The sequence below is a fragment of the Pseudocitrobacter sp. RIT415 genome, assembly GCF_003057695.2.
Taxonomy (GTDB): domain Bacteria; phylum Pseudomonadota; class Gammaproteobacteria; order Enterobacterales; family Enterobacteriaceae; genus Pseudocitrobacter; species Pseudocitrobacter faecalis.
Genome location: NZ_QBJC02000003.1, coordinates 109,930 through 131,182 on the forward strand (window position 1 = coordinate 109,930; position 21,253 = coordinate 131,182).

Below are 21,253 nucleotides of genomic sequence, written 5' to 3' on the forward strand. Positions count from 1 at the left end.
ATTTATCGGGGTTTTTTGTTATCTGACTACAGAATAACTGGGCTTTACGCCCTTTTTTTATGTCTTGGGGGTGGGTTTGTCCACATTAGAGCAAAAATTAACAGAGATGATTACGGCACCGGTTGAAGCCCTGGGCTACGAACTGGTCGGCATCGAATTTATTCGCGGTCGCACATCCACACTGCGCATCTATATTGATAGTGAAGATGGCATCAATGTTGATGATTGTGCTGATGTGAGCCACCAGGTAAGCGCGGTAATGGATGTAGAAGATCCAATTACGGTAGCTTACAACCTGGAAGTTTCCTCTCCGGGCCTCGATCGTCCTATGTTCACCGCGGAACACTACACGCGTTTCCTGGGTGAAGAGGTCACGCTGGTCCTGCGCATGGCGGTTCAGAACCGTCGTAAATGGCAGGGCATTATCAAAGCGGTAGACGGTGAAATGATCACTGTGACAGTCGAAGGCAAAGATGAAGTGTTCGCGCTGAGTAACATCCAGAAGGCGAACCTGGTTCCCCACTTTTAACAGTCTGGATTGAGGTGAAAGGCCCCGATGAACAAAGAAATTTTGGCTGTTGTTGAAGCCGTCTCCAATGAGAAAGCACTGCCGCGTGAGAAGATTTTCGAAGCGCTGGAAAGCGCGCTGGCAACGGCTACTAAGAAAAAATACGAACAAGAAATCGACGTTCGCGTAGAGATCGATCGTAAGAGCGGCGATTTCGATACATTCCGTCGTTGGGTGATCGTTGAAGAAGTCACGCAGCCGACGAAAGAAATTACCCTGGAAGCAGCACGCTTCGAAGACGAAAGCCTGAACGTGGGTGATTACGTTGAAGACCAGATCGAATCTGTGACCTTTGACCGTATCACCACGCAAACAGCGAAACAGGTAATCGTTCAGAAAGTTCGTGAAGCTGAACGCGCAATGGTCGTTGATCAGTTCCGCGAGCACGAAGGTGAAATCATCACCGGCGTGGTGAAGAAAGTGAACCGCGACAATATCTCTTTGGATCTCGGTAACAACGCTGAAGCCGTTATCCTGCGTGAAGATATGCTGCCGCGTGAAAACTTCCGTCCAGGCGACCGTATCCGTGGTGTACTTTATTCCGTACGTCCGGAAGCGCGTGGCGCACAGCTGTTCGTCACTCGCTCCAAGCCGGAAATGCTGATCGAACTGTTCCGCATTGAAGTGCCAGAAATTGGCGAAGAAGTTATTGAAATCAAAGCAGCCGCTCGCGATCCAGGTTCTCGTGCGAAAATCGCCGTGAAAACCAACGATAAGCGTATCGATCCGGTGGGTGCTTGTGTGGGTATGCGCGGTGCGCGTGTTCAGGCCGTTTCGACGGAGCTGGGCGGCGAGCGTATCGACATCGTTCTGTGGGACGATAACCCGGCACAGTTCGTGATCAACGCAATGGCGCCGGCGGATGTCGCGTCTATCGTGGTCGACGAAGATAAACACACTATGGATATCGCTGTTGAAGCGGGCAACCTGGCGCAGGCGATTGGCCGTAATGGTCAGAACGTACGTCTGGCCTCGCAGCTGAGCGGCTGGGAACTCAACGTGATGACCGTTGATGACCTGCAGGCGAAGCATCAGGCTGAAGCGCACGCGGCGATCGATACCTTCACCAAATATCTCGATATTGATGAAGATTTCGCGACAGTGCTGGTTGAAGAAGGCTTCTCCACGCTGGAAGAACTGGCCTACGTGCCAATGAAAGAACTGCTGGAAATTGACGGTCTTGATGAAGATACCGTTGAGGCACTGCGCGAACGTGCTAAAAACGCACTGACCACTCTGGCACTGGCCCAGGAAGAAAGCCTCGGTGATAACAAACCGGCTGACGATCTGCTCAACCTTGAAGGGCTGGATCGCGCAATGGCATTCAAACTGGCAGCTCGTGGTGTTTGTACGCTGGAAGATCTCGCTGAACAAGGCGTTGATGACCTGGCTGATATCGAAGGTTTAACTGACGAGAAAGCCGGCGAGCTCATCATGGCCGCCCGTAACATTTGCTGGTTCGGCGACGAAGCGTAATAAACTGTAGCAGGAAGGAACAGCATGACAGATGTAACCGTAAAAACGCTGGCCGCAGAGATACAGACCTCGGTGGATCGCCTGGTACAGCAATTTGCTGACGCTGGTATCCCGAAGTCTGCTGATGACTCTGTATCCGCGCAAGAGAAACAAACTTTACTGGCGCATCTGAACCGTGAAAACGGTTCTGCGCCGGACAAATTGACCCTGCAGCGCAAAACGCGCAGCACGCTCAATATCCCAGGTACCGGCGGTAAAAGTAAGTCGGTACAAATCGAAGTCCGCAAGACACGCACCTTTGTGAAACGCGATCCGCAAGAGGCCGAACGCCTTGCCGCGGAAGAGCAGGCGCAGCGTGAAGCGGAAGAGCAAGCCCGTCGTGAAGCTGAAGAAGCAGCGAAACGCGAGGCGCAACAAAAAGCTGAACGTGAGGCCGCGGAACAAGCGAAACGTGAAGCCGCTGATAAAGCGAAACGTGAAGCTGCGGAAAAAGACAAAGTGAGCAATCAACAAGACGATATGACTAAAACTGCCCAGGCTGAGAAAGCCCGCCGTGAAAGTGAAGCTGCTGAGCTGAAGCGTAAAGCGGAAGAAGAAGCACGCCGCAAGCTTGAAGAAGAAGCGCGCCGCGTAGCGGAAGAAGCCCGCCGTATGGCAGAAGAAAACGAGAAAAATGGTGTGAATAACGCTGAGCCAACTGAGGACACCAGCGATTATCACGTCACCACTTCTCAGCATGCTCGCCAGGCTGAAGATGAAAACGACCGTGAAGTTGAAGGTGGTCGTGGCCGTGGTCGTAACGCGAAAGCGGCGCGTCCGGCGAAAAAAGGCAACAAACACGCTGAATCTAAAGCGGATCGTGAAGAAGCGCGTGCTGCGGTTCGTGGCGGTAAAGGCGGTAAACAGCGTAAAGGTTCTTCTCTGCAGCAGGGCTTCCAGAAGCCAGCGCAGGCCGTTAACCGTGACGTTATCATCGGCGAAACCATCACCGTTGGCGAGCTGGCGAACAAAATGGCCGTTAAAGGTTCTCAGGTCATCAAAGCGATGATGAAACTGGGCGCCATGGCGACTATAAACCAGGTCATCGACCAGGAAACCGCACAGCTGGTTGCCGAAGAGATGGGCCACAAAGTTATCCTGCGTCGTGAAAACGAGCTGGAAGAAGCGGTAATGAGCGACCGTGATACAGGTGCTGCGGCTGAACCGCGCGCACCGGTCGTGACCATCATGGGTCACGTTGACCACGGTAAAACCTCTCTGCTGGACTACATTCGTTCAACGAAAGTGGCCTCTGGCGAAGCGGGCGGTATTACCCAGCACATCGGTGCATACCACGTTGAAACTGACAACGGTATGATCACCTTCCTGGATACCCCGGGCCACGCCGCGTTTACCTCTATGCGTGCTCGTGGTGCGCAGGCAACGGATATCGTTGTCCTGGTTGTTGCAGCAGATGACGGCGTGATGCCGCAGACCATCGAAGCTATCCAGCACGCGAAAGCGGCGCAGGTTCCGCTGGTTGTTGCTGTGAACAAAATCGATAAGCCAGAAGCTGACCTCGATCGCGTCAAGAACGAACTCTCCCAGTACGGCGTTATGCCGGAAGAGTGGGGCGGTGAAGCACAGTTCATCCCAGTATCTGCGAAAGCCGGTACCGGTATCGATGACCTGCTGAACGCTATCCTGCTGCAGGCTGAAGTTCTGGAGCTGAAAGCGGTTCGTAAAGGTATGGCGAGCGGTGCGGTTATCGAATCCTTCCTCGATAAAGGCCGTGGTCCGGTTGCTACCGTTCTGGTACGCGAAGGTACTCTGCACAAAGGCGACATCGTTCTGTGTGGCTTCGAATATGGCCGTGTTCGTGCGATGCGTAACGAACTGGGTCAGGAAGTGCTCGAAGCAGGCCCGTCCATTCCGGTGGAAATCCTGGGTCTGTCCGGTGTTCCGGCAGCCGGTGATGAAGTGACCGTTGTGCGTGACGAGAAGAAAGCGCGTGAAGTTGCACTGTATCGTCAGGGTAAATTCCGTGAAGTTAAACTGGCTCGTCAGCAGAAATCTAAACTGGAGAACATGTTCGCCAACATGACCGAAGGCGAAGTTCACGAAGTGAACGTCGTGCTGAAGGCTGACGTACAGGGTTCTGTAGAAGCGATTTCCGATTCCTTACTGAAACTGTCTACCGACGAAGTGAAAGTGAAGATTATCGGTTCCGGTGTCGGTGGTATCACCGAAACCGACGCCACGCTTGCTGCGGCATCTAACGCCATCCTGGTTGGCTTCAACGTCCGTGCTGACGCTTCTGCGCGCCGCGTGATCGAATCAGAAAGCCTGGATCTGCGTTACTACTCCGTTATCTATAACCTGATTGACGAAGTGAAAGCGGCGATGAGCGGCATGCTGTCTCCGGAACTGAAACAGCAGATCATCGGTCTGGCTGAAGTGCGTGACGTGTTCAAATCACCGAAATTCGGTGCGATCGCGGGCTGTATGGTTACCGAAGGTATCATCAAGCGTCACAACCCAATCCGCGTTCTGCGCGACAACGTGGTTATCTATGAAGGCGAGCTGGAATCTCTGCGCCGCTTCAAAGATGACGTTAACGAAGTCCGTAACGGCATGGAATGTGGTATCGGCGTGAAGAACTACAACGATGTTCGCGTTGGCGATATGATCGAAGTGTTCGAGATCATCGAGATTCAGCGTACGATTGCCTAAGGTTGATTGGGTGTAGGCCGGATAAGGCGTTACGCCGCATCCGGCAGCCGTTGTCTGATACGACGCTCGCGCGTCTTATCAGGCCTGGTGAACAGCCCTTTCCACCTGAGATTAATTTTAAAAGGGGCTTTTGGCCCCTTTTTTGTCTGGAGAATTTATTATGGCGAAAGAATTTGGTCGCCCGCAGCGCGTGGCGCAGGAAATGCAAAAAGAGATAGCAATCATCCTGCAGCGCGAAATTAAAGACCCGCGTCTGGGCATGATGACGACTGTTTCCGGCGTGGAAATGTCTCGCGATTTGGCCTATGCCAAAGTGTTCGTCACTTTCCTGAACGACAAAGATGAAGCTGCCGTAAAAGCCGGCATCAAAGCTCTGCAGGAAGCGTCTGGGTTTATCCGCTCTCTGCTGGGTAAAGCCATGCGTCTGCGTATCGTGCCGGAACTGACCTTCTTCTACGACAACTCGTTAGTTGAAGGGATGCGCATGTCCAACCTGGTGACTAACGTGGTTAAGCATGACGAAGAACGTCGTGTAAACCCGGACGACAGCAAGGAGGACTAATGAGTCGTCCTCGTCGTCGCGGTCGTGATATCCACGGCGTACTGTTGCTGGATAAACCGCAGGGTGCATCCAGCAATGACGTGCTGCAAAAAGTAAAGCGCCTCTATAACGCGAACCGCGCCGGGCATACCGGGGCGCTGGATCCTCTGGCAACCGGCATGCTGCCAATTTGCCTTGGGGAAGCGACCAAGTTTTCCCAGTATCTGCTGGATTCCGATAAGCGTTATCGCGTCATCGCGCGTTTGGGTCAACGTACCGATACGTCCGATGCCGACGGTCAGATTGTCGAAGAGCGACCGGTGACGTTCACCGATGCGCAACTGGCTGAGGCGCTGGAGAGTTTTCGTGGCGATACTCAACAAGTGCCGTCCATGTATTCGGCGCTGAAGTATCAGGGCAAAAAACTCTACGAATACGCTCGCCAGGGGATTGAAGTGCCCCGTGAAGCGCGCCCGATTACCGTGTATGAGCTGCTGTTTATTCGCCATGAAGGCAATGAACTGGAGCTGGAAATTCACTGTTCAAAAGGCACCTACATTCGCACCATCATTGATGATCTGGGCGAAAAACTCGGCTGTGGCGCGCACGTGATTTTCCTGCGTCGTCTGGCCGTGAGTAAATACCCGGTTGAACGCATGGTGACGCTTGAACAACTGCGTGAGTATGTCGAACAGGCTGAACAGCAGGGTATTCCCGCATCGCAGCTGCTGGATCCGCTGCTGATGCCGATGGACAGCCCGGCGTCGGACTTCCCGGTCGTTAACATTCCTTCCGTCGTGGCGGCGTACTTTAAGAATGGCCAGCCTGTGCGCGCCTCTCAGGCGCCAGCCAGCGGATTAGTCCGTGTCACGGAAGGCGACGACGCTAAATTTATCGGCATGGCTGAAATTGACGATGAAGGCCGCGTCGCACCGCGTCGCCTGGTGGTGGAGTACCCCGAGTGAGGCATTGCCTCTCTTGCGATAACAGGCCGCTGCGAGTAGAATGTTGCGGCTTAACGTCTGCGTAATTGTTTAACAATTGGCAAGCGTTATCTCAGGGCTGCTGAATTAGAGATCGGCACCCTTTCATTCTTTTAAATTTGGAGTTCAAAATGTCTCTAAGCGTTGAAGCTAAAGCACAAATCGTTTCTGAGTTCGGTCGCGATGCGAACGACAGCGGTTCTACCGAAGTTCAGGTTGCTCTGCTGACTGCACAGATCAACCACCTGCAGGGTCACTTTGCAGAGCACAAAAAAGATCACCACAGCCGTCGTGGTCTGCTGCGCATGGTTTCTCAGCGTCGTAAACTGCTGGACTACCTGAAACGTAAAGATGTTGCACGCTACACCGCGCTGATCGAGCGTCTGGGTCTGCGTCGCTAATTCTGGCGAGTTTCAGAAAGAGGGGCCTTTATGGCCCCTTTTTTCCACCAGATGTCAGCGAGTTAAGAGAAAATGTACCCGAAAAAAAATAGCGCTTAAGCGAAAGCCTGTGTGTCATGTAAATGAATTTACAACGCACGTTGCCAACGCAGCGGTATTTTGAAAGATAACGGGTATAATGTATTGTTGTTGTACATGTTCTTCATTGCAGAGGTTCGCGCGGCTAATGAGAGGCTTCACCCATGAAGGGTTAGGGTTGTCATTAGTCGCGAGGATGCAACGAAGATCGAGTTCCTATGTCGGCACGCCTGAAGGTGTGCTGCCACTTATTAAGAAAGGATAGAATTTTGCTTAATCCGATCGTTCGTAAATTCCAGTACGGCCAACACACCGTAACCCTGGAAACCGGCATGATGGCGCGTCAGGCAACTGCCGCTGTTATGGTTAGCATGGATGACACCGCGGTATTCGTTACCGTTGTCGGCCAGAAAAAAGCCAAGCCAGGCCAGGACTTCTTCCCGCTGACCGTTAACTATCAGGAGCGTACCTACGCTGCTGGTCGTATCCCGGGCAGCTTCTTCCGTCGTGAAGGCCGTCCAAGCGAAGGCGAAACCCTGATCGCGCGTCTGATTGACCGCCCGGTTCGCCCGCTGTTCCCGGAAGGCTTCGTCAACGAAGTTCAGGTTATCGCGACCGTTGTGTCCGTTAACCCGCAGGTTAACCCAGACATCGTGGCAATGATTGGTGCATCCGCTGCGCTCTCTCTGTCCGGTATCCCATTCAACGGCCCAATCGGCGCCGCTCGCGTGGGTTACATCAATGATCAGTACGTACTGAACCCGACTCAGGACGAACTGAAAGAAAGCAAGCTGGATCTGGTTGTTGCTGGTACCGAAGCGGCTGTTCTGATGGTTGAATCTGAAGCGGAACTGCTGAGTGAAGATCAGATGCTGGGCGCAGTTGTGTTCGGTCATGAACAGCAGCAGGTTGTTATCCGTGAAATCAACGAGCTGGTTAAAGAAGCCGGTAAACCACGTTGGGACTGGCAGCCAGAAGCAGTAAACGACGCGTTGAACGCACGCGTTGCAGCCCTGGCAGAAGCGCGCCTGAGCGACGCGTACCGCATCACCGACAAACAAGAGCGTTATGCTCAGGTTGACGTGATCAAATCTGAAACCATCGCTACGCTTACGGCAGAAGACGAAACCCTGGACGCTAACGAACTGGGCGAAATCCTGCACGCTATCGAGAAAAACGTCGTTCGTAGCCGTGTACTGGCAGGCGAACCGCGCATCGATGGCCGTGAAAAAGACATGATCCGTGGTCTGGACGTGCGCACTGGCGTTCTGCCGCGTACTCACGGTTCCGCGCTGTTCACCCGTGGTGAAACTCAGGCGCTGGTTACTGCTACTCTGGGTACCACCCGTGATGCGCAGAACCTCGACGAACTGATGGGCGAGCGTACTGACAACTTCCTGTTCCACTACAACTTCCCTCCGTACTGCGTAGGTGAAACCGGTATGGTCGGTTCTCCGAAGCGTCGTGAAATTGGTCACGGCCGTCTGGCGAAGCGTGGCGTGCTGGCCGTGATGCCGGAACTGGACAAATTCCCGTACACCGTTCGCGTGGTTTCTGAAATCACCGAATCTAACGGTTCTTCTTCCATGGCTTCCGTGTGTGGTGCTTCTCTGGCGCTGATGGACGCAGGTGTGCCGATCAAAGCCGCCGTTGCGGGTATCGCGATGGGTCTGGTGAAAGAAGGCGACAACTTTGTTGTTCTGTCTGACATCCTGGGCGACGAAGACCACCTGGGCGATATGGACTTCAAAGTAGCGGGTTCCCGCGACGGTATCTCTGCACTGCAGATGGATATCAAAATTGAAGGTATCACCAAAGAGATCATGCAGGTTGCGCTGAACCAGGCTAAAGGTGCGCGTCTGCACATCCTGGGCGTGATGGAACAGGCGATCAACGCGCCGCGTGGCGATATCTCTGAGTTCGCACCGCGTATCCACACCATTAAGATCAGCCCGGACAAAATCAAAGACGTTATCGGTAAAGGCGGTTCTGTTATCCGTGCCCTGACCGAAGAAACCGGCACCACCATCGAAATCGAAGATGACGGTACTGTGAAGATCGCAGCGACTGACGGTGAGAAAGCGAAATACGCTATCCGTCGTATCGAAGAGATCACTGCAGAAATCGAAGTGGGTCGTATCTATAACGGTAAAGTGACCCGTATCGTAGACTTTGGCGCATTCGTTGCCATCGGCGGCGGTAAAGAAGGTCTGGTGCACATCTCTCAGATCGCTGATAAGCGCGTTGAGAAAGTCACTGATTACCTGCAGATGAATCAGGAAGTACCGGTTAAGGTTCTGGAAGTTGACCGTCAGGGCCGTATCCGTCTGAGCATCAAAGAAGCAACCGAGCAGTCTCAGCCTGCTGCCGCACCGGAAGCTCCGGCTGCGGAACAAGGCGAGTAAGGTTTGCCGTTTTGCCCTCTGCGCAAGCAGGGGGCAATTTTACCTGGCGGGATGCCTGTTTGCAGCCGGGGGACAGGACGTTCATCCAATTGTTGTCTTCGGGAGTGGGAAATGAAGCCTTTTTTGCGCTGGTGTTTCGTAGCGACAGCACTCACGCTGGCAGGATGCAGTAATTCTGCCTGGCGAAAGAGTGAGGTCCTCGCGGTACCATTGCAACCGACTTTACAGCAAGAAGTGATTCTGGCACGCATGGAACAAATTCTTGCCAGTCGGGCTTTAACCGATGACGAACGCGCACAGCTTTTATATGAGCGCGGAGTGTTGTATGATAGTCTCGGTCTGAGGGCACTAGCGCGTAACGATTTTTCGCAAGCGCTGGCAATCCGACCAGATATGCCTGAAGTATTCAATTACTTAGGCATTTACTTAACGCAGGCAGGCAATTTTGATGCTGCCTATGAAGCGTTTGATTCTGTACTTGAGCTTGATCCAACTTACAATTATGCGCACTTGAACCGCGGCATCGCGCTTTACTACGGTGGCCGTGCAAAATTAGCGCAAGATGATCTGCTGGCGTTTTATCAAGACGATCCCAATGATCCCTTCCGTAGCCTGTGGCTTTTCCTCGCTGAGCAGAAGCTCGATGAGAAGCAGGCAAAAGAGGCGTTGAAACAACGCTTCGATAAATCGGATAAAGAACAATGGGGATGGAACATTGTCGAGTTCTACTTAGGCAACATTGACGAAAAAACGTTAATGGAGCGCCTGAAGGCGGACGCAACGGATAACACCTCGCTCGCTGAGCATCTCAGTGAAACCAACTTCTATTTAGGTAAGTATTACCTAAGTCTTGGGGACAAGGACAGCGCTACGGCACTGTTCAAACTGGCGGTTGCTAACAACGTTCATAACTATGTTGAGCACCGATACGCATTGTTGGAATTATCGCTCCTGGGCCAGGACCAAGATGACCTGGCAGAATCGGACCAGCAATAGCTGACGACTACATCAGCCCGTAATCTTTTTGATTGCCATCACCTTCGCGGGTGAGGGCGTTGTTGTTCGTTAATACACCTACTTTGAGCCGGTTCACACTTTTCAATGAAAATTGCAGATCAATTTCATGATGAGTTATGTAGACTGGCCGCCATTAATATCGAGGCACTTGTACTACATGGCTGAATTCGAAACCACTTTTGCAGATCTGGGCCTGAAGGCTCCTATCCTTGAAGCCCTTAACGATCTGGGTTACGAAAAACCATCTCCGATCCAGGCTGAGTGCATTCCGCACCTGCTGGGCGGTCGTGACGTGCTGGGCATGGCCCAGACAGGTAGTGGTAAAACCGCAGCGTTTTCCCTGCCACTGCTGAACAATCTTGATCCTGAGCTGAAAGCACCTCAAATCCTGGTGCTGGCACCGACCCGCGAACTGGCGGTTCAGGTTGCTGAAGCCATGACGGATTTCTCTAAACATATGCGCGGCGTAAACGTGGTTGCCCTGTACGGCGGCCAGCGTTATGACGTGCAGTTACGCGCCCTGCGTCAGGGGCCGCAGATCGTTGTCGGTACGCCGGGTCGTCTGCTGGATCACCTGAAACGCGGCACCCTTGACCTCTCTAAACTGAGTGGTCTGGTTCTGGATGAAGCTGACGAAATGCTGCGCATGGGCTTCATCGAAGACGTTGAAACCATTATGGCGCAGATCCCGGAAGGTCATCAGACCGCGCTGTTCTCTGCCACCATGCCGGAAGCGATTCGTCGCATTACCCGCCGCTTTATGAAAGAGCCGCAGGAAGTGCGCATCCAGTCCAGCGTGACGACGCGTCCTGACATCAGCCAGAGCTACTGGACTGTGTGGGGCATGCGTAAAAACGAAGCGCTGGTTCGTTTCCTGGAAGCGGAAGATTTTGATGCGGCGATTATCTTCGTTCGTACCAAAAACGCGACTCTGGAAGTGGCTGAAGCCCTTGAGCGTAACGGCTACAACAGCGCCGCGCTGAACGGCGACATGAACCAGGCGCTGCGTGAGCAGACGCTGGAACGCCTGAAAGATGGTCGTCTGGATATCCTGATTGCAACCGACGTTGCGGCCCGTGGCCTGGACGTTGAGCGTATCAGCCTCGTCGTAAACTACGATATCCCGATGGATTCAGAGTCTTACGTTCACCGTATCGGTCGTACCGGTCGTGCGGGTCGTGCTGGCCGCGCGCTGCTGTTCGTTGAGAACCGCGAGCGTCGTCTGCTGCGCAACATCGAACGCACCATGAAGCTGACCATTCCGGAAGTAGAACTGCCGAACGCAGAACTGCTGGGCAAACGCCGTCTGGAAAAATTCGCCGCGAAAGTACAGCAGCAGCTGGAAAGCAGCGATCTGGATCTCTACCGTGGCCTGCTGGCGAAAATCCAGCCGACTGCTGAAGGTGAAGAACTGGATATTGAAACCCTGGCCGCAGCACTGCTGAAAATGGCACAGGGCGAACGTACTCTGATCGTTCCGCCAGATGCACCGATGCGTCCGAAACGCGAATTCCGTGACCGTGATGACCGTGGCCCGCGCGATCGTAACGATCGTGGCCCGCGTGGCGATCGTGAAGATCGTCCGCGTCGCGAACGTCGTGATGCCGGTGATATGGAACTGTATCGCATTGAAGTGGGCCGTGATGATGGTGTTGAAGTTCGTCACATCGTTGGCGCGATCGCTAACGAAGGCGATATCAGCAGCCGTTACATCGGTAACATCAAACTGTTTGGTACCCACTCTACTATCGAACTGCCGAAAGGTATGCCGGGCGAAGTACTGCAGCACTTTACTCGTACCCGCATTCTGAACAAACCAATGAACATGCAGCTGCTGGGCGACGCACAACCGCGTCCTGAGCGTAGCGGTGGTCGTGGTTTCGGTGGCGAGCGTCGTGAAGGTCGTGGCTTTGGCGGCGAACGCCGTGAAGGTGGCCGTGGCTTCGGTGGCGAGCGTCGTGAAGGCGGCCGCGGTGAGCGTCGTTTTAGCGGTGAGCGTCGTGACGGTGGCCGTGCGCCGCGTCGTGATGATGCTTCTGCTCCACGTCGTGATGACTCTTCCAGCCGTCGCCGTTTCGGTGGTGATGCGTAAGAAATCGCCGCTTGTTAGCGTAAAGTAAAATATACAGCCCCGGTTGCGAAATCGGGGCTTTTTTTATTTCCTTTGTACTCATGTACTGGTACATTAGCGCCATGCTAACGTATAGCAAAGAACGATTCACTGGAGATATCGGCAAATGGCGACACTTACCACTACAGCTTCACGCCCGTCACTCTTTGGCGGCGTGGTGATCATCGGCGGAACCATTATTGGCGCGGGCATGTTCTCGCTGCCGGTGGTGATGGCCGGTAGCTGGTTCTTCTGGTCGCTGGCGGCGCTGCTCTTCACCTGGTTCTGTATGTTGCATTCCGGGTTGATGATCCTTGAAGCGAATCTCAACTACCGTATCGGCGCGAGTTTCGACACCCTGACCAAAGATCTCCTTGGAAAAGGCTGGAACGTTATTAACGGCATCTCGATTGCCTTTGTACTCTACATCCTGACCTATGCGTATATCTCCGCGAGCGGTTCAATTCTGCACCACACATTCGCGGAAATGTCGCTGAACGTACCGGCACGCGTAGGCGGTTTTACCTTCGCGCTGTTGGTGGCGTTTATTGTCTGGATGAGCACCAAAGCGGTTAGCCGCATGACGGCTATCGTATTAGGCGCGAAAGTCATCACCTTCTTCCTGACGTTCGGCAGCCTGTTAGGACACGTGGAACCGACAACGCTGTTTAACGTTGCAGAAAGTAACGCGTCTTACACCCCGTATCTGCTGATGACGCTGCCGTTCTGTCTGGCCTCGTTTGGTTATCACGGTAACGTGCCAAGCCTGATGAAGTATTACGGCAAAGATCCAAAGACCATCGTGAAGTGTCTGGTCTACGGCACGCTGCTGGCCCTGGGCCTGTATGTCATCTGGTTGTTGGGCACGATGGGCAATATCCCGCGTCCGGAATTTATCGGCATTGCGCAGAAAGGCGGGAATATTGATGTGCTGGTGCAGGCGTTGAGTGGCGTGCTGAACAGCCGTAGCCTGGATCTGCTTCTGGTGGTGTTCTCTAACTTCGCGGTAGCGAGTTCATTCCTGGGCGTAACGCTGGGTCTGTTTGATTACCTGGCCGATCTGTTTGGCTTTGATGATAGTGCGTTGGGCCGTTTTAAAACGGCACTGTTGACGTTTGCTCCGCCAATTATCGGCGGCCTGCTGTGGCCGAATGGCTTTCTGTATGCCATCGGTTATGCCGGGCTGGCCGCGACTATCTGGGCGGCGATTGTGCCAGCACTGTTGGCCCGTGCATCCCGCAAACGCTTCGGCAGCCCGAAATTCCGCGTCTGGGGTGGCAAGCCGATGATTGCTCTGATTCTGGTCTTCGGTATCGGCAACGCGCTGGTACACATTCTGTCGAGCTTTAATATGTTGCCGGTTTATCAGTAATTGTGCGGCCTGATGCCCTCACTCTAACCCTCTCCCATCGGGAGAGGGACTGCCCGGAGTGAGGGGCAACACAATCGCACTTACCCCAACAACTCTTCCTTCACATCCATCGCCAGCCCGAATGAATGCAGCCGTGCCTCGCTATCGAAAATCTGGCCGTTAACCATAATTTCATCCGCGTCGGTTTCACGCAGAATCGACTCCAGCCCGTGACGCACTTTCGCTTTATCGCCAACCAGCGACATACTCAGCGCCTGCTGTACGCCATACTGCTCGGACGGTGACCAGAACTGATCCATGTTTTGAATCGGCGGCGGTAGCTGCCCGGTTTCGCCACGACGCAGCTTCACAAAGGCCTGCTGCATGGAGGTGAACAGGAATTCCGCATCGCGATTGCTGTCTGCGGCGATAATGTTGATGCACACCATCGCGTACGGTTTTTCCAGCCGCGCGGAGGGTTTAAAGTTGGTGCGATAAAGGTGCAGCGCCTGAAACAGCATATCCGGTGCGAAATGTGAGGCGAACGCAAACGGCAGACCGAGCTGTGCGGCAAGCTGTGCGCTGTAGAGGCTTGACCCCAACAGCCATACCGGAATTTTTTCGCCGTAGCCGGGAACAGGGCGTACATGCGGATTCGGATCGCGGGCATCGAACCAGTCGACCAGTTCCGCCACATCGCGCGGGAAATTATCCACGTCACCGCTCATATGGCGGCGTAATGCCATCATGGTGCGTTGATCGCTGCCCGGCGCGCGGCCTAGCCCCAAATCAATGCGTCCAGGATACAGCGTATTGAGCGTCCCGAACTGTTCGGCAATCACCAGCGGGGAGTGGTTTGGTAACATCACACCACCGGAACCCAGATGCAAGGTCGTGGTATTCGCCGCCAGGTAGCCAATCAGCACCGATGTCGCCGCGCTGGCGATGCCGGTCATGTTGTGGTGCTCCGCTAACCAGTAGCGGTGATAGCCACGTTTTTCGGCAAGTTTTGCGAGATCGAGAGAGCGGTCGAAGGCGTCTTTAGCCTTAAACCCTTGTGGGATCGGGGCCAAATCGAGCACCGAGAAAGAAACAGGTTTGTCAGTCATAAAGGCTCACTTTGTTACAGCGTCATCATCAGATTGAAGGTCTTGTTCCAGCCTGGCAGCACAGCGCGCTGTCGGCCAGAAAAGCTGCATCTTTAATACTGCATTAAAAACTGATGACTGTTGTTAACAAAGTGAGCTTTTTTATCAGGCCTGCAGTTCCAGACCCGCCAGGCGTTTCCAGTAACCATTACAGTCGCTGTTGGCGGTGAGGTTCAGCGGTGCCTGGCCATTTTCGTTGGCGCGGAAGGCATCCAGCATGGCGAACGTCTCGGTGCCCAGCGGCGACAGGCGCACGATATCCACCAGCCCGTGCATTGAAGCCAGTTCGTTGCCGAGGTTATAGACATAGCCGCTCATGGTCTGAATACCGTTTAGCACGAAGACCTGCTGGTTTTCCTGCGACAGCATACTGCGCCCGTTCGGATATTTAATACAGCAGGTTTCGCACTCATCTTTTGGCTTATCTTCCGAACGCGCGGTAAAGCAGCGCGCGGAGTAGGCCAGCGGCAGATGACCGTAGCTCAACACTTCCACGTCAAACTGATTGCGGATGCCCAGTTCTTCGCACTGCGTCAGCAGATTTGCCAGCCAGTCGCGAGACAGTTCGACCGGCATACACCAGCGCATCATGCCCTGTTTCGCCAGCAGACGAAGCGTTACCGCGTTATAGCAGTTCAGTGCATGCCCGGCGACAAACGGCAGCTTGCGCTCGGCGCACATATTCACCACGCCGAAGTCGCTCGCTTCCAGCAGGAAGTCGCCATTCTCAACGTAGCGCTTCAGCTCGCCTAGTTCAGAAGAAGCCTGCACCAACGCCAGCGTTGACAGCACAATTTGCTTGCCGCTGCCCGCCAGCGATTTCGCCATATCCAGCCAGTCGCCCACTTTGGTGGCGCGGCGCTTGCTGCATACCGCTTCGCCCAGATAGATGATATCGGCATTGCTGGTGGCGGCCTGCTGGTAGAACTCTTCCAGCGTCTCTTTTGGCCAGTAGTACAGCACCGGCCCTAATGAATATTTCATGGTCTTTCCTACTGCCATTTGCGGTGGTACGCGCCAAGCGTGGTTTGTGTACCTTCGGACATGGAGCCGAGGGTGTCCATCCATGCCGCCTGTGGCACAAAGTTTTGCGGATCCGCGATGCAACGATCGATGGCCTGACGCCAGACTTTCGCCACCTGGCTGACATAGGCCGGGCTACGCTGGCGACCTTCAATTTTTACCGAGGCGATATTGGCGGCCAGCAGTTCCGGCAGCAGCTCCAACGTATTCAGGCTGGTCGGCTCTTCCAGCGCATGATAGCGCTCGCCGTCGACCAGATAACGCCCTTTACACAGGGTCGGATACCCGGCGTTCTCGCCGTCCTGGTAGCGGTCAATTAGCACTTCATTGAGGCGCGACTCCAGCCCCTGCGGCGTTTGTTGCCAGCGCACATAGCGCGCCGGAGAACACGCGCCGACGGTATTCGGAGATTCACCGGTCAAATAAGACGACAGATAGCAGCGGCCTTCCGCCATAATGCACAGGCTACCGAACGCGAATACTTCCAGCGGAACGGGCGTGACGCGCGCCAGCTGTTTCACCTGGTGGATGGAAAGCACACGCGGCAGCACCACGCGGGCGACATCAAAGTTGCGGTGATAGAAGCGAATCGCTTCTTCATTGGTCGCGGAAGCCTGAACAGAGACATGGCGCTCAATGTGCGGGTAGCGTTCTGCCGCATACTCCAGCATAGCGATGTCGGCGAGGATCAGCGCATCAGCGCCAAGCTGTGCGGCCATGTCTACCGCGCGTTGCCAGCGAACGTAACCGTCCGGGTGCGCGAAAGTATTGATGGCGATATGCAGCTTACGCTTATGCTGGTGCACAAAGCTGACGGCTTCCTGCAGTTTCTTCTCGGTAAAATTCAGACCGGCAAAATGGCGGGCGTTGGTGTCATCTTTCAGCCCGATATAGACAGCATCGGCACCGTTCTCGATGGCCGCCTTCAGCGCCGGGAGGTTTCCGGCAGGGCAGAGCAGCTCCATAATTCTTCCTGCAGATAGCGATAATGTTAACGAGGTGGGATTTTAGTTAACCTGGCGGCGATTATTTTTGATTTGAGGCAGACAAAAGCGTATTGATGGCACCAATAATGGTTAGTCTTTACCACATAATTGTTGATTTACGCCGCTATGTCGTTTATCTGATATGGCAAAATAACAGGACTATTGCATTCAGGGAGTAAAGCTTGTGTTGGATAAACTGCGTTCACGTCTGGTTCATGTTGCCCCAACGCTGATGAGCGTACCGGTGAAGTTCACGCCGTTCGCCCTTAAACGTCAGGTATTGCAGCAGATGCTCAGCTGGCAATTCCGCCAGGCGCTGGCCGAGGGTGAGCTTGAGTTTCTCGAAGGTCGTTGGTTAAGCATTGAGGTGCGTGATATTGGCCTGCAATGGTTTACCTCCGTAGAGAACGATCGCCTGATTGTGAGCGAATCGGCGCAGGCAGATGTGAGCTTTAGCGCCGACGCCAGCGATTTGCTGATGATCGCCGCGCGTAAACAAGATCCTGACACGCTCTTCTTCCAGCGTCGACTGGTCATTGAAGGCGATACGGAACTGGGCTTATACGTTAAAAACCTGATGGATGCCATTGAGCTTGAACAGATGCCGAAAGCGCTTCGTGTCATGCTGATGCAGTTGGCGGACTTCGTGGAAGCCGGGCTGAAAACGCCATCAGACTCTAAACACACATCGGTAGGTGAGCCATGCTGATTCGAGTGGAAATTGGGATTGATGCACCGGGGATTGACTCCCTGCTGCGTCGCACCTTCAACGGGGACGGGGAGGCCGATCTTGTGCGCGAGCTGCGTGAAGACGGTCTGATCACCCTCGGCCTGGTGGCGACGGATGACGAAGGTCACGTGGTGGGTTACGTGGCGTTTAGCCCGGTAAGCGTTGAAGGTGAGGAACTGCAGTGGGTCGGGCTGGCACCGTTGGCGGTAGATGAGAGCTATCGCGGGCAAGGTCTGGCGCGCCAGATGGTTTATGAAGGTCTCGATTCCCTTAATGAATTCGGTTATGCCGCCGTCGTCACGCTGGGCGAGCCCGCGTTGTACAGCCGTTTTGGCTTCGAACGCGCCGCACAGTACGACTTACGCTGCCGCTGGCCGGGTACGGAAGAGGCGTTTATGGTTCATCGTCTGGCGGATGATGCGCTGAACGGCGTGCACGGTCTGGTCGAGTATTCCGATCACTTTAATCGTTTTTAAGGCCGCTTAGCAGGGCTTCAAACGACTCCTCCCCAGCGACGAGGCGCTCTTTCTGGCGCTTCGTTAGCTGTTTAATGCGGTATTCCAGCCGCAAAGCCAGTGAGTGTTCACCAACTTCGCCAGAAAACGCCAGCGTCAGTTCACCTTTGCCGCGAAGCGCTTTTGCGCCTTTTCCGCTTTGATGCTGCTGAAAGCGACGCGCTACGTCGGTGGTGATCCCGGTGTAGAGTTTGTTATCCGCCGAGCGGACCAGATAAAGAAACCAGGGCACGAGTTGAAACCTGTATAGTAACGTGAACGCACCTTAGCATAACGGAGAGAAAAGATGGAAACGCTTGCTGCCATTAGCCGCTGGCTGACAAAACAACACGTTGTAAGCTGGTGTGTGGCGAGTGAAGGCGAACTCTGGTGTGCGAATGCCTTCTTCGTCTATGACGCTGAGCGTGTCGCATTTTATCTTCTCAGCGATACCACCACTCGTCACGGGCAGATGACGGGGACGCGAGCACCCGTTGCCGGAACGGTTAACGGCCAGCCGAAAACGGTGGCGTTAATTCGCGGCGTGCAGTTCAAAGGGGAGATTCGGCTGCTGGAAGGTGAAGAGAGCGACGAGAAGCGCGCGAAATATATTCGCCGCTTCCCGGTCGCCAGAATGTTGTCAGCACCCGTGTGGGAAATTCGCCTTGATGAACTCAAATTTACTGACAACACGCTGGGCTTCGGTAAAAAACTGCATTGGTTACGGGAATCAGGCACCCAGCAGGCGTAATGCTTCCCGGTTAAATGCCGGTAGATCATCTGGCGTCCGGCTGGTCACCAGTTGGTCATTATCGACCACCACTTCCTGGTCGTAGAAATCCGCCCCGGCATTTTTCACATCCACTACAATAGGTTTCACGGCGGTGAGCTTGCGTCCGCGTACCACATCGGCGCTGATTAACAGTTGCGGCCCGTGACAGATGGCAAACACCGGTTTGCCGGCGTTGACGAAATCGCGGGTGAAGGTGACAAAACGATCGTCACCGCGTAGGTAGTCAGGCGAGTGCCCGCCGGGTAGCAGCAGTGCATCAAATTCTGCCGGGCTGACCTGGTCAATGGCGGCGTCAATCTTCACTTTCGCTTCGCCGCGTTTGCCCGTTACGGTTTTACCGGCCTGCTTCTCAATGGTGATAACCTGATGACCGGCTTTACGAAACGCGTCGGCCGGAGAGGTAAACTCTGAATCTTCAAACTCGTCGGTGATCAAGACGGCTATTTTCTTGCTCATGATTCCTCCATGGTTTTGGCTTCAGAAAAATTCCTGCGAACTATAAAGTGTGGGGCAGGACGACGAGATTACAAGGGTGAAAAATCCGTAAAGGGGATATGAATGAGTCAGGTATTGATAACCGGCGCGACCGGATTAGTTGGTGGGCACTTACTGCATCTTCTGCTTCAGGAGCCGCGTATTTACTCGATTGCCGCCCCTACGCGCCGTCCGCTTGACGGATTTCCCGAAGTCTTTAACCCCCACGACCCACAGCTAAGCGACGCGCTTGCGCAGGTCACTACGCCGATAGATATCGTCTTTTGTTGCCTGGGTTCGACAATGCGTGAAGCGGGATCAAAAGAGGCGTTTATTCAGTCGGACTACACATTAGTGGTCGACACGGCGCTTACCGGTTTGCGACTGGGGGCGAAGCATATGCTGGTGGTGAGCGCGATGGGGGCCAACGCGCATTCACCCTTTTTCTATAACCGGGTCAAAGGTGAAATGGAAGATGCGCTAATTGCGCAGCAGTGGCCGCGTCTGACCATCGCCAGGCCGTCCATGCTGGTGGGGGAACGCCACAAAAGACGTCTCAACGAGTCGTTGCTGGCACCGCTGTTTGGTTTCTTACCGGGAAACTGGAAGTCGATTAAAGCGCGCGATGTGGCGCAGGCAATGCTGACGGAAGCGTTATCACCGGAGCGAGAGCCCGTCACCATTTTGAAGTCGGCAGAGTTGCGCGAAATCGCGCGGCGAGCCGTGTAGGCCAGATGGCGCTACGCTTATCAGGCCTGCGCATTACGCAGGCCTGAGCGGTTACTGAATATAGGTAAACGCCGTGGTGACGCGTTTCACACCGCTAACGCGGCTGGCGATATCGGCGGCGGCTTTGCCTTCACGATCCGTTACCAGCCCCATCAGGAACACTTCGCCGTTTTCCGTGGTGACTTTCACGTTCGACGATTTCACCTGATCGGTCGTCAACAACTGGGAACGCACTTTCGTGGTGATCCACGTATCCGTTGACGCGGTACCCAGACTGATCGGTGTACCCTGGCGAATTTCGTTGAACACTTCGGTGGCTCCATCCACGCCCATGGCTATTTGTTTGGCCTGAGACGCCAGCGCAGTATTCGGTGCCTGACCTACCAGCAGCACTTTGCCCTGATATGCCGTCACGTTGATGCGCGCCTCTTTCTTAATTTGTTCATCTTTCGACAGCGCGGTGTTGACGCGTAGCTCCAGCGTGCCATCGTCAACCTGTGTCCCCACAGTACGCGGGTCGGTTGCCGCTTTCGTGCCAACCGCAGCGCCGCCAACCACGGCAGCGGCGACGCATCCCTGAAGCAGCAGCGCGGAAATAAGGACTGCGACGGGCGAGAATGCCTTCATATGTACTCCTTAATCGTCCTGGTGTGGGAAAAGCGTGTTATCAATCAGATCGCATAAGCAATTCACCGTCAGCATGTGCATTTCCTGAATGCGCGCGCTACGGTGAGAAGGGATGCGAATTTCCACATCCTGCTGGCCGAGTAAACCGGCCAGCTCACCGCCGTCGTAGCCCGTTAATGCCACAATGGTCATATCACGCGTCACGGCAGCTTCTACAGCTTTGACGATGTCGCGGCTGTTGCCTCGCGTGGAAATCGCCAGTAACACATCTCCGGCATGACCCAGCGCGCGAACCTGCTTGGCGTAAATCTCATCGTGTAAGCGATCGTTCGCGATCGCCGTTAAGACCACGTTATCTGCATTAAGTGCAATCGCCGGTAAACCAGGGCGCTCCGTTTCGAAACGATTGATCATGCAGGCAGCAAAATGCTGTGCGTTGGCGGCGGAGGATCCGTTACCACAACAGAGAATTTTGTTGCCGTTGAGCAGTGACTGCACAAGGGTCATAGCGGCTCGGGAGATAGCATCCGGGAGGGCTTCTGCCGCTGCAATTTGCGTTTGAATGCTTTCAGTGAAGCAAACTTTAATTCTTTCGAGCACGATTTCC

Annotated in this window: 22 protein-coding genes; 15 read left to right on the plus strand and 7 right to left on the minus strand. The window is 54.4% G+C overall.

Annotated elements, in window-relative coordinates; genetic code table 11:
• Positions 1–76: 76 nt before the first annotated feature.
• From rimP to mtr, 11 genes are all read left to right on the plus strand, one after another.
• The gene (gene rimP / locus DBY68_RS04635; RefSeq protein WP_015962865.1) at positions 77–529 is read left to right on the plus strand and encodes a ribosome maturation factor RimP; all 453 of its coding nucleotides are present in this window, start codon (positions 77–79) and stop codon (positions 527–529) included.
• 27 nt (positions 530–556) lie between these two features.
• Positions 557–2,044 (plus strand): transcription termination factor NusA, encoded by a 1,488-nt coding sequence (nusA, locus tag DBY68_RS04640; protein WP_108474987.1) that lies wholly within the window; start codon positions 557–559, stop codon positions 2,042–2,044.
• Between the two features lie 24 nt (positions 2,045–2,068).
• Positions 2,069–4,756 carry a translation initiation factor IF-2 gene (infB, locus tag DBY68_RS04645; RefSeq protein WP_108474988.1) on the plus strand — a complete coding sequence of 896 codons (2,688 nt, stop codon included), beginning with the start codon at positions 2,069–2,071 and terminating at the stop codon, positions 4,754–4,756.
• A 160-nt stretch (positions 4,757–4,916) separates the two neighbouring features.
• Positions 4,917–5,318, plus strand: coding sequence for a 30S ribosome-binding factor RbfA (gene rbfA / locus DBY68_RS04650; protein WP_049848849.1), 402 nt, complete (start codon positions 4,917–4,919; stop codon positions 5,316–5,318).
• A complete protein-coding gene (gene truB / locus DBY68_RS04655; protein WP_108474989.1) occupies positions 5,318–6,262 on the plus strand; it encodes a tRNA pseudouridine(55) synthase TruB in 945 nt (314 codons plus the stop codon). Before rbfA ends, truB begins: the two co-directional genes overlap by 1 nt.
• 149 nt (positions 6,263–6,411) lie before the next feature.
• Positions 6,412–6,681 carry a 30S ribosomal protein S15 gene (gene rpsO, locus DBY68_RS04660; protein ID WP_015962870.1) on the plus strand — a complete coding sequence of 90 codons (270 nt, stop codon included), beginning with the start codon at positions 6,412–6,414 and terminating at the stop codon, positions 6,679–6,681.
• A 347-nt stretch (positions 6,682–7,028) separates the two neighbouring features.
• A complete protein-coding gene (gene pnp, locus DBY68_RS04670; protein ID WP_108474990.1) occupies positions 7,029–9,164 on the plus strand; it encodes a polyribonucleotide nucleotidyltransferase in 2,136 nt (711 codons plus the stop codon).
• Between the two features lie 111 nt (positions 9,165–9,275).
• The gene (gene nlpI, locus DBY68_RS04675; protein ID WP_015962872.1) at positions 9,276–10,160 is read left to right on the plus strand and encodes a lipoprotein NlpI; all 885 of its coding nucleotides are present in this window, start codon (positions 9,276–9,278) and stop codon (positions 10,158–10,160) included.
• Between the two features lie 105 nt (positions 10,161–10,265).
• A complete protein-coding gene (gene yrbN, locus DBY68_RS22725; protein ID WP_100249910.1) occupies positions 10,266–10,346 on the plus strand; it encodes a protein YrbN in 81 nt (26 codons plus the stop codon).
• A complete protein-coding gene (locus DBY68_RS04680; protein ID WP_146745433.1) occupies positions 10,339–12,273 on the plus strand; it encodes a DEAD/DEAH family ATP-dependent RNA helicase in 1,935 nt (644 codons plus the stop codon). Before yrbN ends, DBY68_RS04680 begins: the two co-directional genes overlap by 8 nt.
• A 145-nt stretch (positions 12,274–12,418) precedes the next feature.
• The gene (mtr, locus tag DBY68_RS04685) at positions 12,419–13,663 is read left to right on the plus strand and encodes a tryptophan permease (RefSeq protein WP_108474992.1); all 1,245 of its coding nucleotides are present in this window, start codon (positions 12,419–12,421) and stop codon (positions 13,661–13,663) included.
• Positions 13,664–13,743: 80 nt separating this feature from the next.
• Here mtr and DBY68_RS04690 read toward each other — a convergent pair whose 3' ends face one another.
• The 3 genes from DBY68_RS04690 to DBY68_RS04700 all read right to left on the minus strand — a co-directional run bounded on the left by DBY68_RS04690 (position 13,744) and on the right by DBY68_RS04700 (position 16,778).
• Positions 13,744–14,751, minus strand: a complete 1,008-nt coding sequence (locus DBY68_RS04690) for a luciferase-like monooxygenase (RefSeq protein ID WP_108474993.1) — start codon at positions 14,749–14,751, stop codon at positions 13,744–13,746.
• A gap of 144 nt (positions 14,752–14,895) precedes the next feature.
• Positions 14,896–15,774 carry a U32 family peptidase gene (locus DBY68_RS04695; protein WP_108474994.1) on the minus strand — a complete coding sequence of 293 codons (879 nt, stop codon included), beginning with the start codon at positions 15,772–15,774 and terminating at the stop codon, positions 14,896–14,898.
• An 8-nt stretch (positions 15,775–15,782) separates the two neighbouring features.
• Positions 15,783–16,778, minus strand: a complete 996-nt coding sequence (locus tag DBY68_RS04700; protein ID WP_015962877.1) for a peptidase U32 family protein — start codon at positions 16,776–16,778, stop codon at positions 15,783–15,785.
• A gap of 205 nt (positions 16,779–16,983) precedes the next feature.
• Between DBY68_RS04700 and DBY68_RS04705 the strand changes: the two genes are divergently transcribed.
• Both DBY68_RS04705 and DBY68_RS04710 read left to right on the plus strand, forming a co-directional pair.
• Complete coding sequence (locus tag DBY68_RS04705; protein ID WP_108474995.1) at positions 16,984–17,508, plus strand: SCP2 domain-containing protein; 525 nt, start codon at positions 16,984–16,986, stop codon at positions 17,506–17,508.
• A complete protein-coding gene (locus DBY68_RS04710) occupies positions 17,502–18,005 on the plus strand; it encodes an N-acetyltransferase (RefSeq protein WP_108474996.1) in 504 nt (167 codons plus the stop codon). Before DBY68_RS04705 ends, DBY68_RS04710 begins: the two co-directional genes overlap by 7 nt.
• Here DBY68_RS04710 and DBY68_RS04715 read toward each other — a convergent pair.
• A complete protein-coding gene (locus tag DBY68_RS04715; protein WP_108474997.1) occupies positions 17,992–18,276 on the minus strand; it encodes a GIY-YIG nuclease family protein in 285 nt (94 codons plus the stop codon). The genes DBY68_RS04710 and DBY68_RS04715 overlap by 14 nt on opposite strands.
• A gap of 54 nt (positions 18,277–18,330) precedes the next feature.
• Between DBY68_RS04715 and DBY68_RS04720 the strand changes: the two genes are divergently transcribed.
• Positions 18,331–18,774, plus strand: a complete 444-nt coding sequence (locus tag DBY68_RS04720; RefSeq protein ID WP_108474998.1) for a YhbP family protein — start codon at positions 18,331–18,333, stop codon at positions 18,772–18,774.
• Here the strand turns inward: DBY68_RS04720 and DBY68_RS04725 are convergent.
• The gene (locus DBY68_RS04725) at positions 18,754–19,272 is read right to left on the minus strand and encodes a type 1 glutamine amidotransferase domain-containing protein (protein WP_108474999.1); all 519 of its coding nucleotides are present in this window, start codon (positions 19,270–19,272) and stop codon (positions 18,754–18,756) included. The two genes, DBY68_RS04720 and DBY68_RS04725, sit on opposite strands and share 21 nt — an antisense overlap.
• A 102-nt stretch (positions 19,273–19,374) precedes the next feature.
• Here DBY68_RS04725 and DBY68_RS04730 point away from each other — a divergent pair, with 102 nt between their 5' ends.
• Complete coding sequence (locus tag DBY68_RS04730) at positions 19,375–20,019, plus strand: NAD(P)H-binding protein (RefSeq protein WP_108475000.1); 645 nt, start codon at positions 19,375–19,377, stop codon at positions 20,017–20,019.
• A 51-nt stretch (positions 20,020–20,070) separates the two neighbouring features.
• Here the strand turns inward: DBY68_RS04730 and dolP are convergent, their stop codons facing one another.
• Both dolP and diaA read right to left on the minus strand, forming a co-directional pair.
• Positions 20,071–20,646, minus strand: coding sequence for a division/outer membrane stress-associated lipid-binding lipoprotein (dolP, locus tag DBY68_RS04735; protein WP_108475001.1), 576 nt, complete (start codon positions 20,644–20,646; stop codon positions 20,071–20,073).
• A gap of 9 nt (positions 20,647–20,655) precedes the next feature.
• Positions 20,656–21,246 carry a DnaA initiator-associating protein DiaA gene (gene diaA / locus DBY68_RS04740; protein ID WP_015962885.1) on the minus strand — a complete coding sequence of 197 codons (591 nt, stop codon included), beginning with the start codon at positions 21,244–21,246 and terminating at the stop codon, positions 20,656–20,658.
• Positions 21,247–21,253: the final 7 nt, after the last annotated feature.

Coding starts and splice junctions, on each gene's coding strand:
- DBY68_RS04695 (WP_108474994.1), bottom strand. CDS start 15,774: ATGAAATATTCATTAGGGCCGGTGCTGTACTACTGGCCAAAAGAGACG.
- DBY68_RS04700 (WP_015962877.1), bottom strand. CDS start 16,778: ATGGAGCTGCTCTGCCCTGCCGGAAACCTCCCGGCGCTGAAGGCGGCC.
- rbfA (WP_049848849.1), top strand. CDS start 4,917: ATGGCGAAAGAATTTGGTCGCCCGCAGCGCGTGGCGCAGGAAATGCAA.
- DBY68_RS04730 (WP_108475000.1), top strand. CDS start 19,375: ATGAGTCAGGTATTGATAACCGGCGCGACCGGATTAGTTGGTGGGCAC.
- nusA (WP_108474987.1), top strand. CDS start 557: ATGAACAAAGAAATTTTGGCTGTTGTTGAAGCCGTCTCCAATGAGAAA.
- infB (WP_108474988.1), top strand. CDS start 2,069: ATGACAGATGTAACCGTAAAAACGCTGGCCGCAGAGATACAGACCTCG.
- nlpI (WP_015962872.1), top strand. CDS start 9,276: ATGAAGCCTTTTTTGCGCTGGTGTTTCGTAGCGACAGCACTCACGCTG.
- rpsO (WP_015962870.1), top strand. CDS start 6,412: ATGTCTCTAAGCGTTGAAGCTAAAGCACAAATCGTTTCTGAGTTCGGT.
- DBY68_RS04680 (WP_146745433.1), top strand. CDS start 10,339: ATGGCTGAATTCGAAACCACTTTTGCAGATCTGGGCCTGAAGGCTCCT.
- dolP (WP_108475001.1), bottom strand. CDS start 20,646: ATGAAGGCATTCTCGCCCGTCGCAGTCCTTATTTCCGCGCTGCTGCTT.
- DBY68_RS04690 (WP_108474993.1), bottom strand. CDS start 14,751: ATGACTGACAAACCTGTTTCTTTCTCGGTGCTCGATTTGGCCCCGATC.
- DBY68_RS04725 (WP_108474999.1), bottom strand. CDS start 19,272: ATGAGCAAGAAAATAGCCGTCTTGATCACCGACGAGTTTGAAGATTCA.
- DBY68_RS04720 (WP_108474998.1), top strand. CDS start 18,331: ATGGAAACGCTTGCTGCCATTAGCCGCTGGCTGACAAAACAACACGTT.
- mtr (WP_108474992.1), top strand. CDS start 12,419: ATGGCGACACTTACCACTACAGCTTCACGCCCGTCACTCTTTGGCGGC.
- DBY68_RS04710 (WP_108474996.1), top strand. CDS start 17,502: ATGCTGATTCGAGTGGAAATTGGGATTGATGCACCGGGGATTGACTCC.
- truB (WP_108474989.1), top strand. CDS start 5,318: ATGAGTCGTCCTCGTCGTCGCGGTCGTGATATCCACGGCGTACTGTTG.
- yrbN (WP_100249910.1), top strand. CDS start 10,266: ATGAAAATTGCAGATCAATTTCATGATGAGTTATGTAGACTGGCCGCC.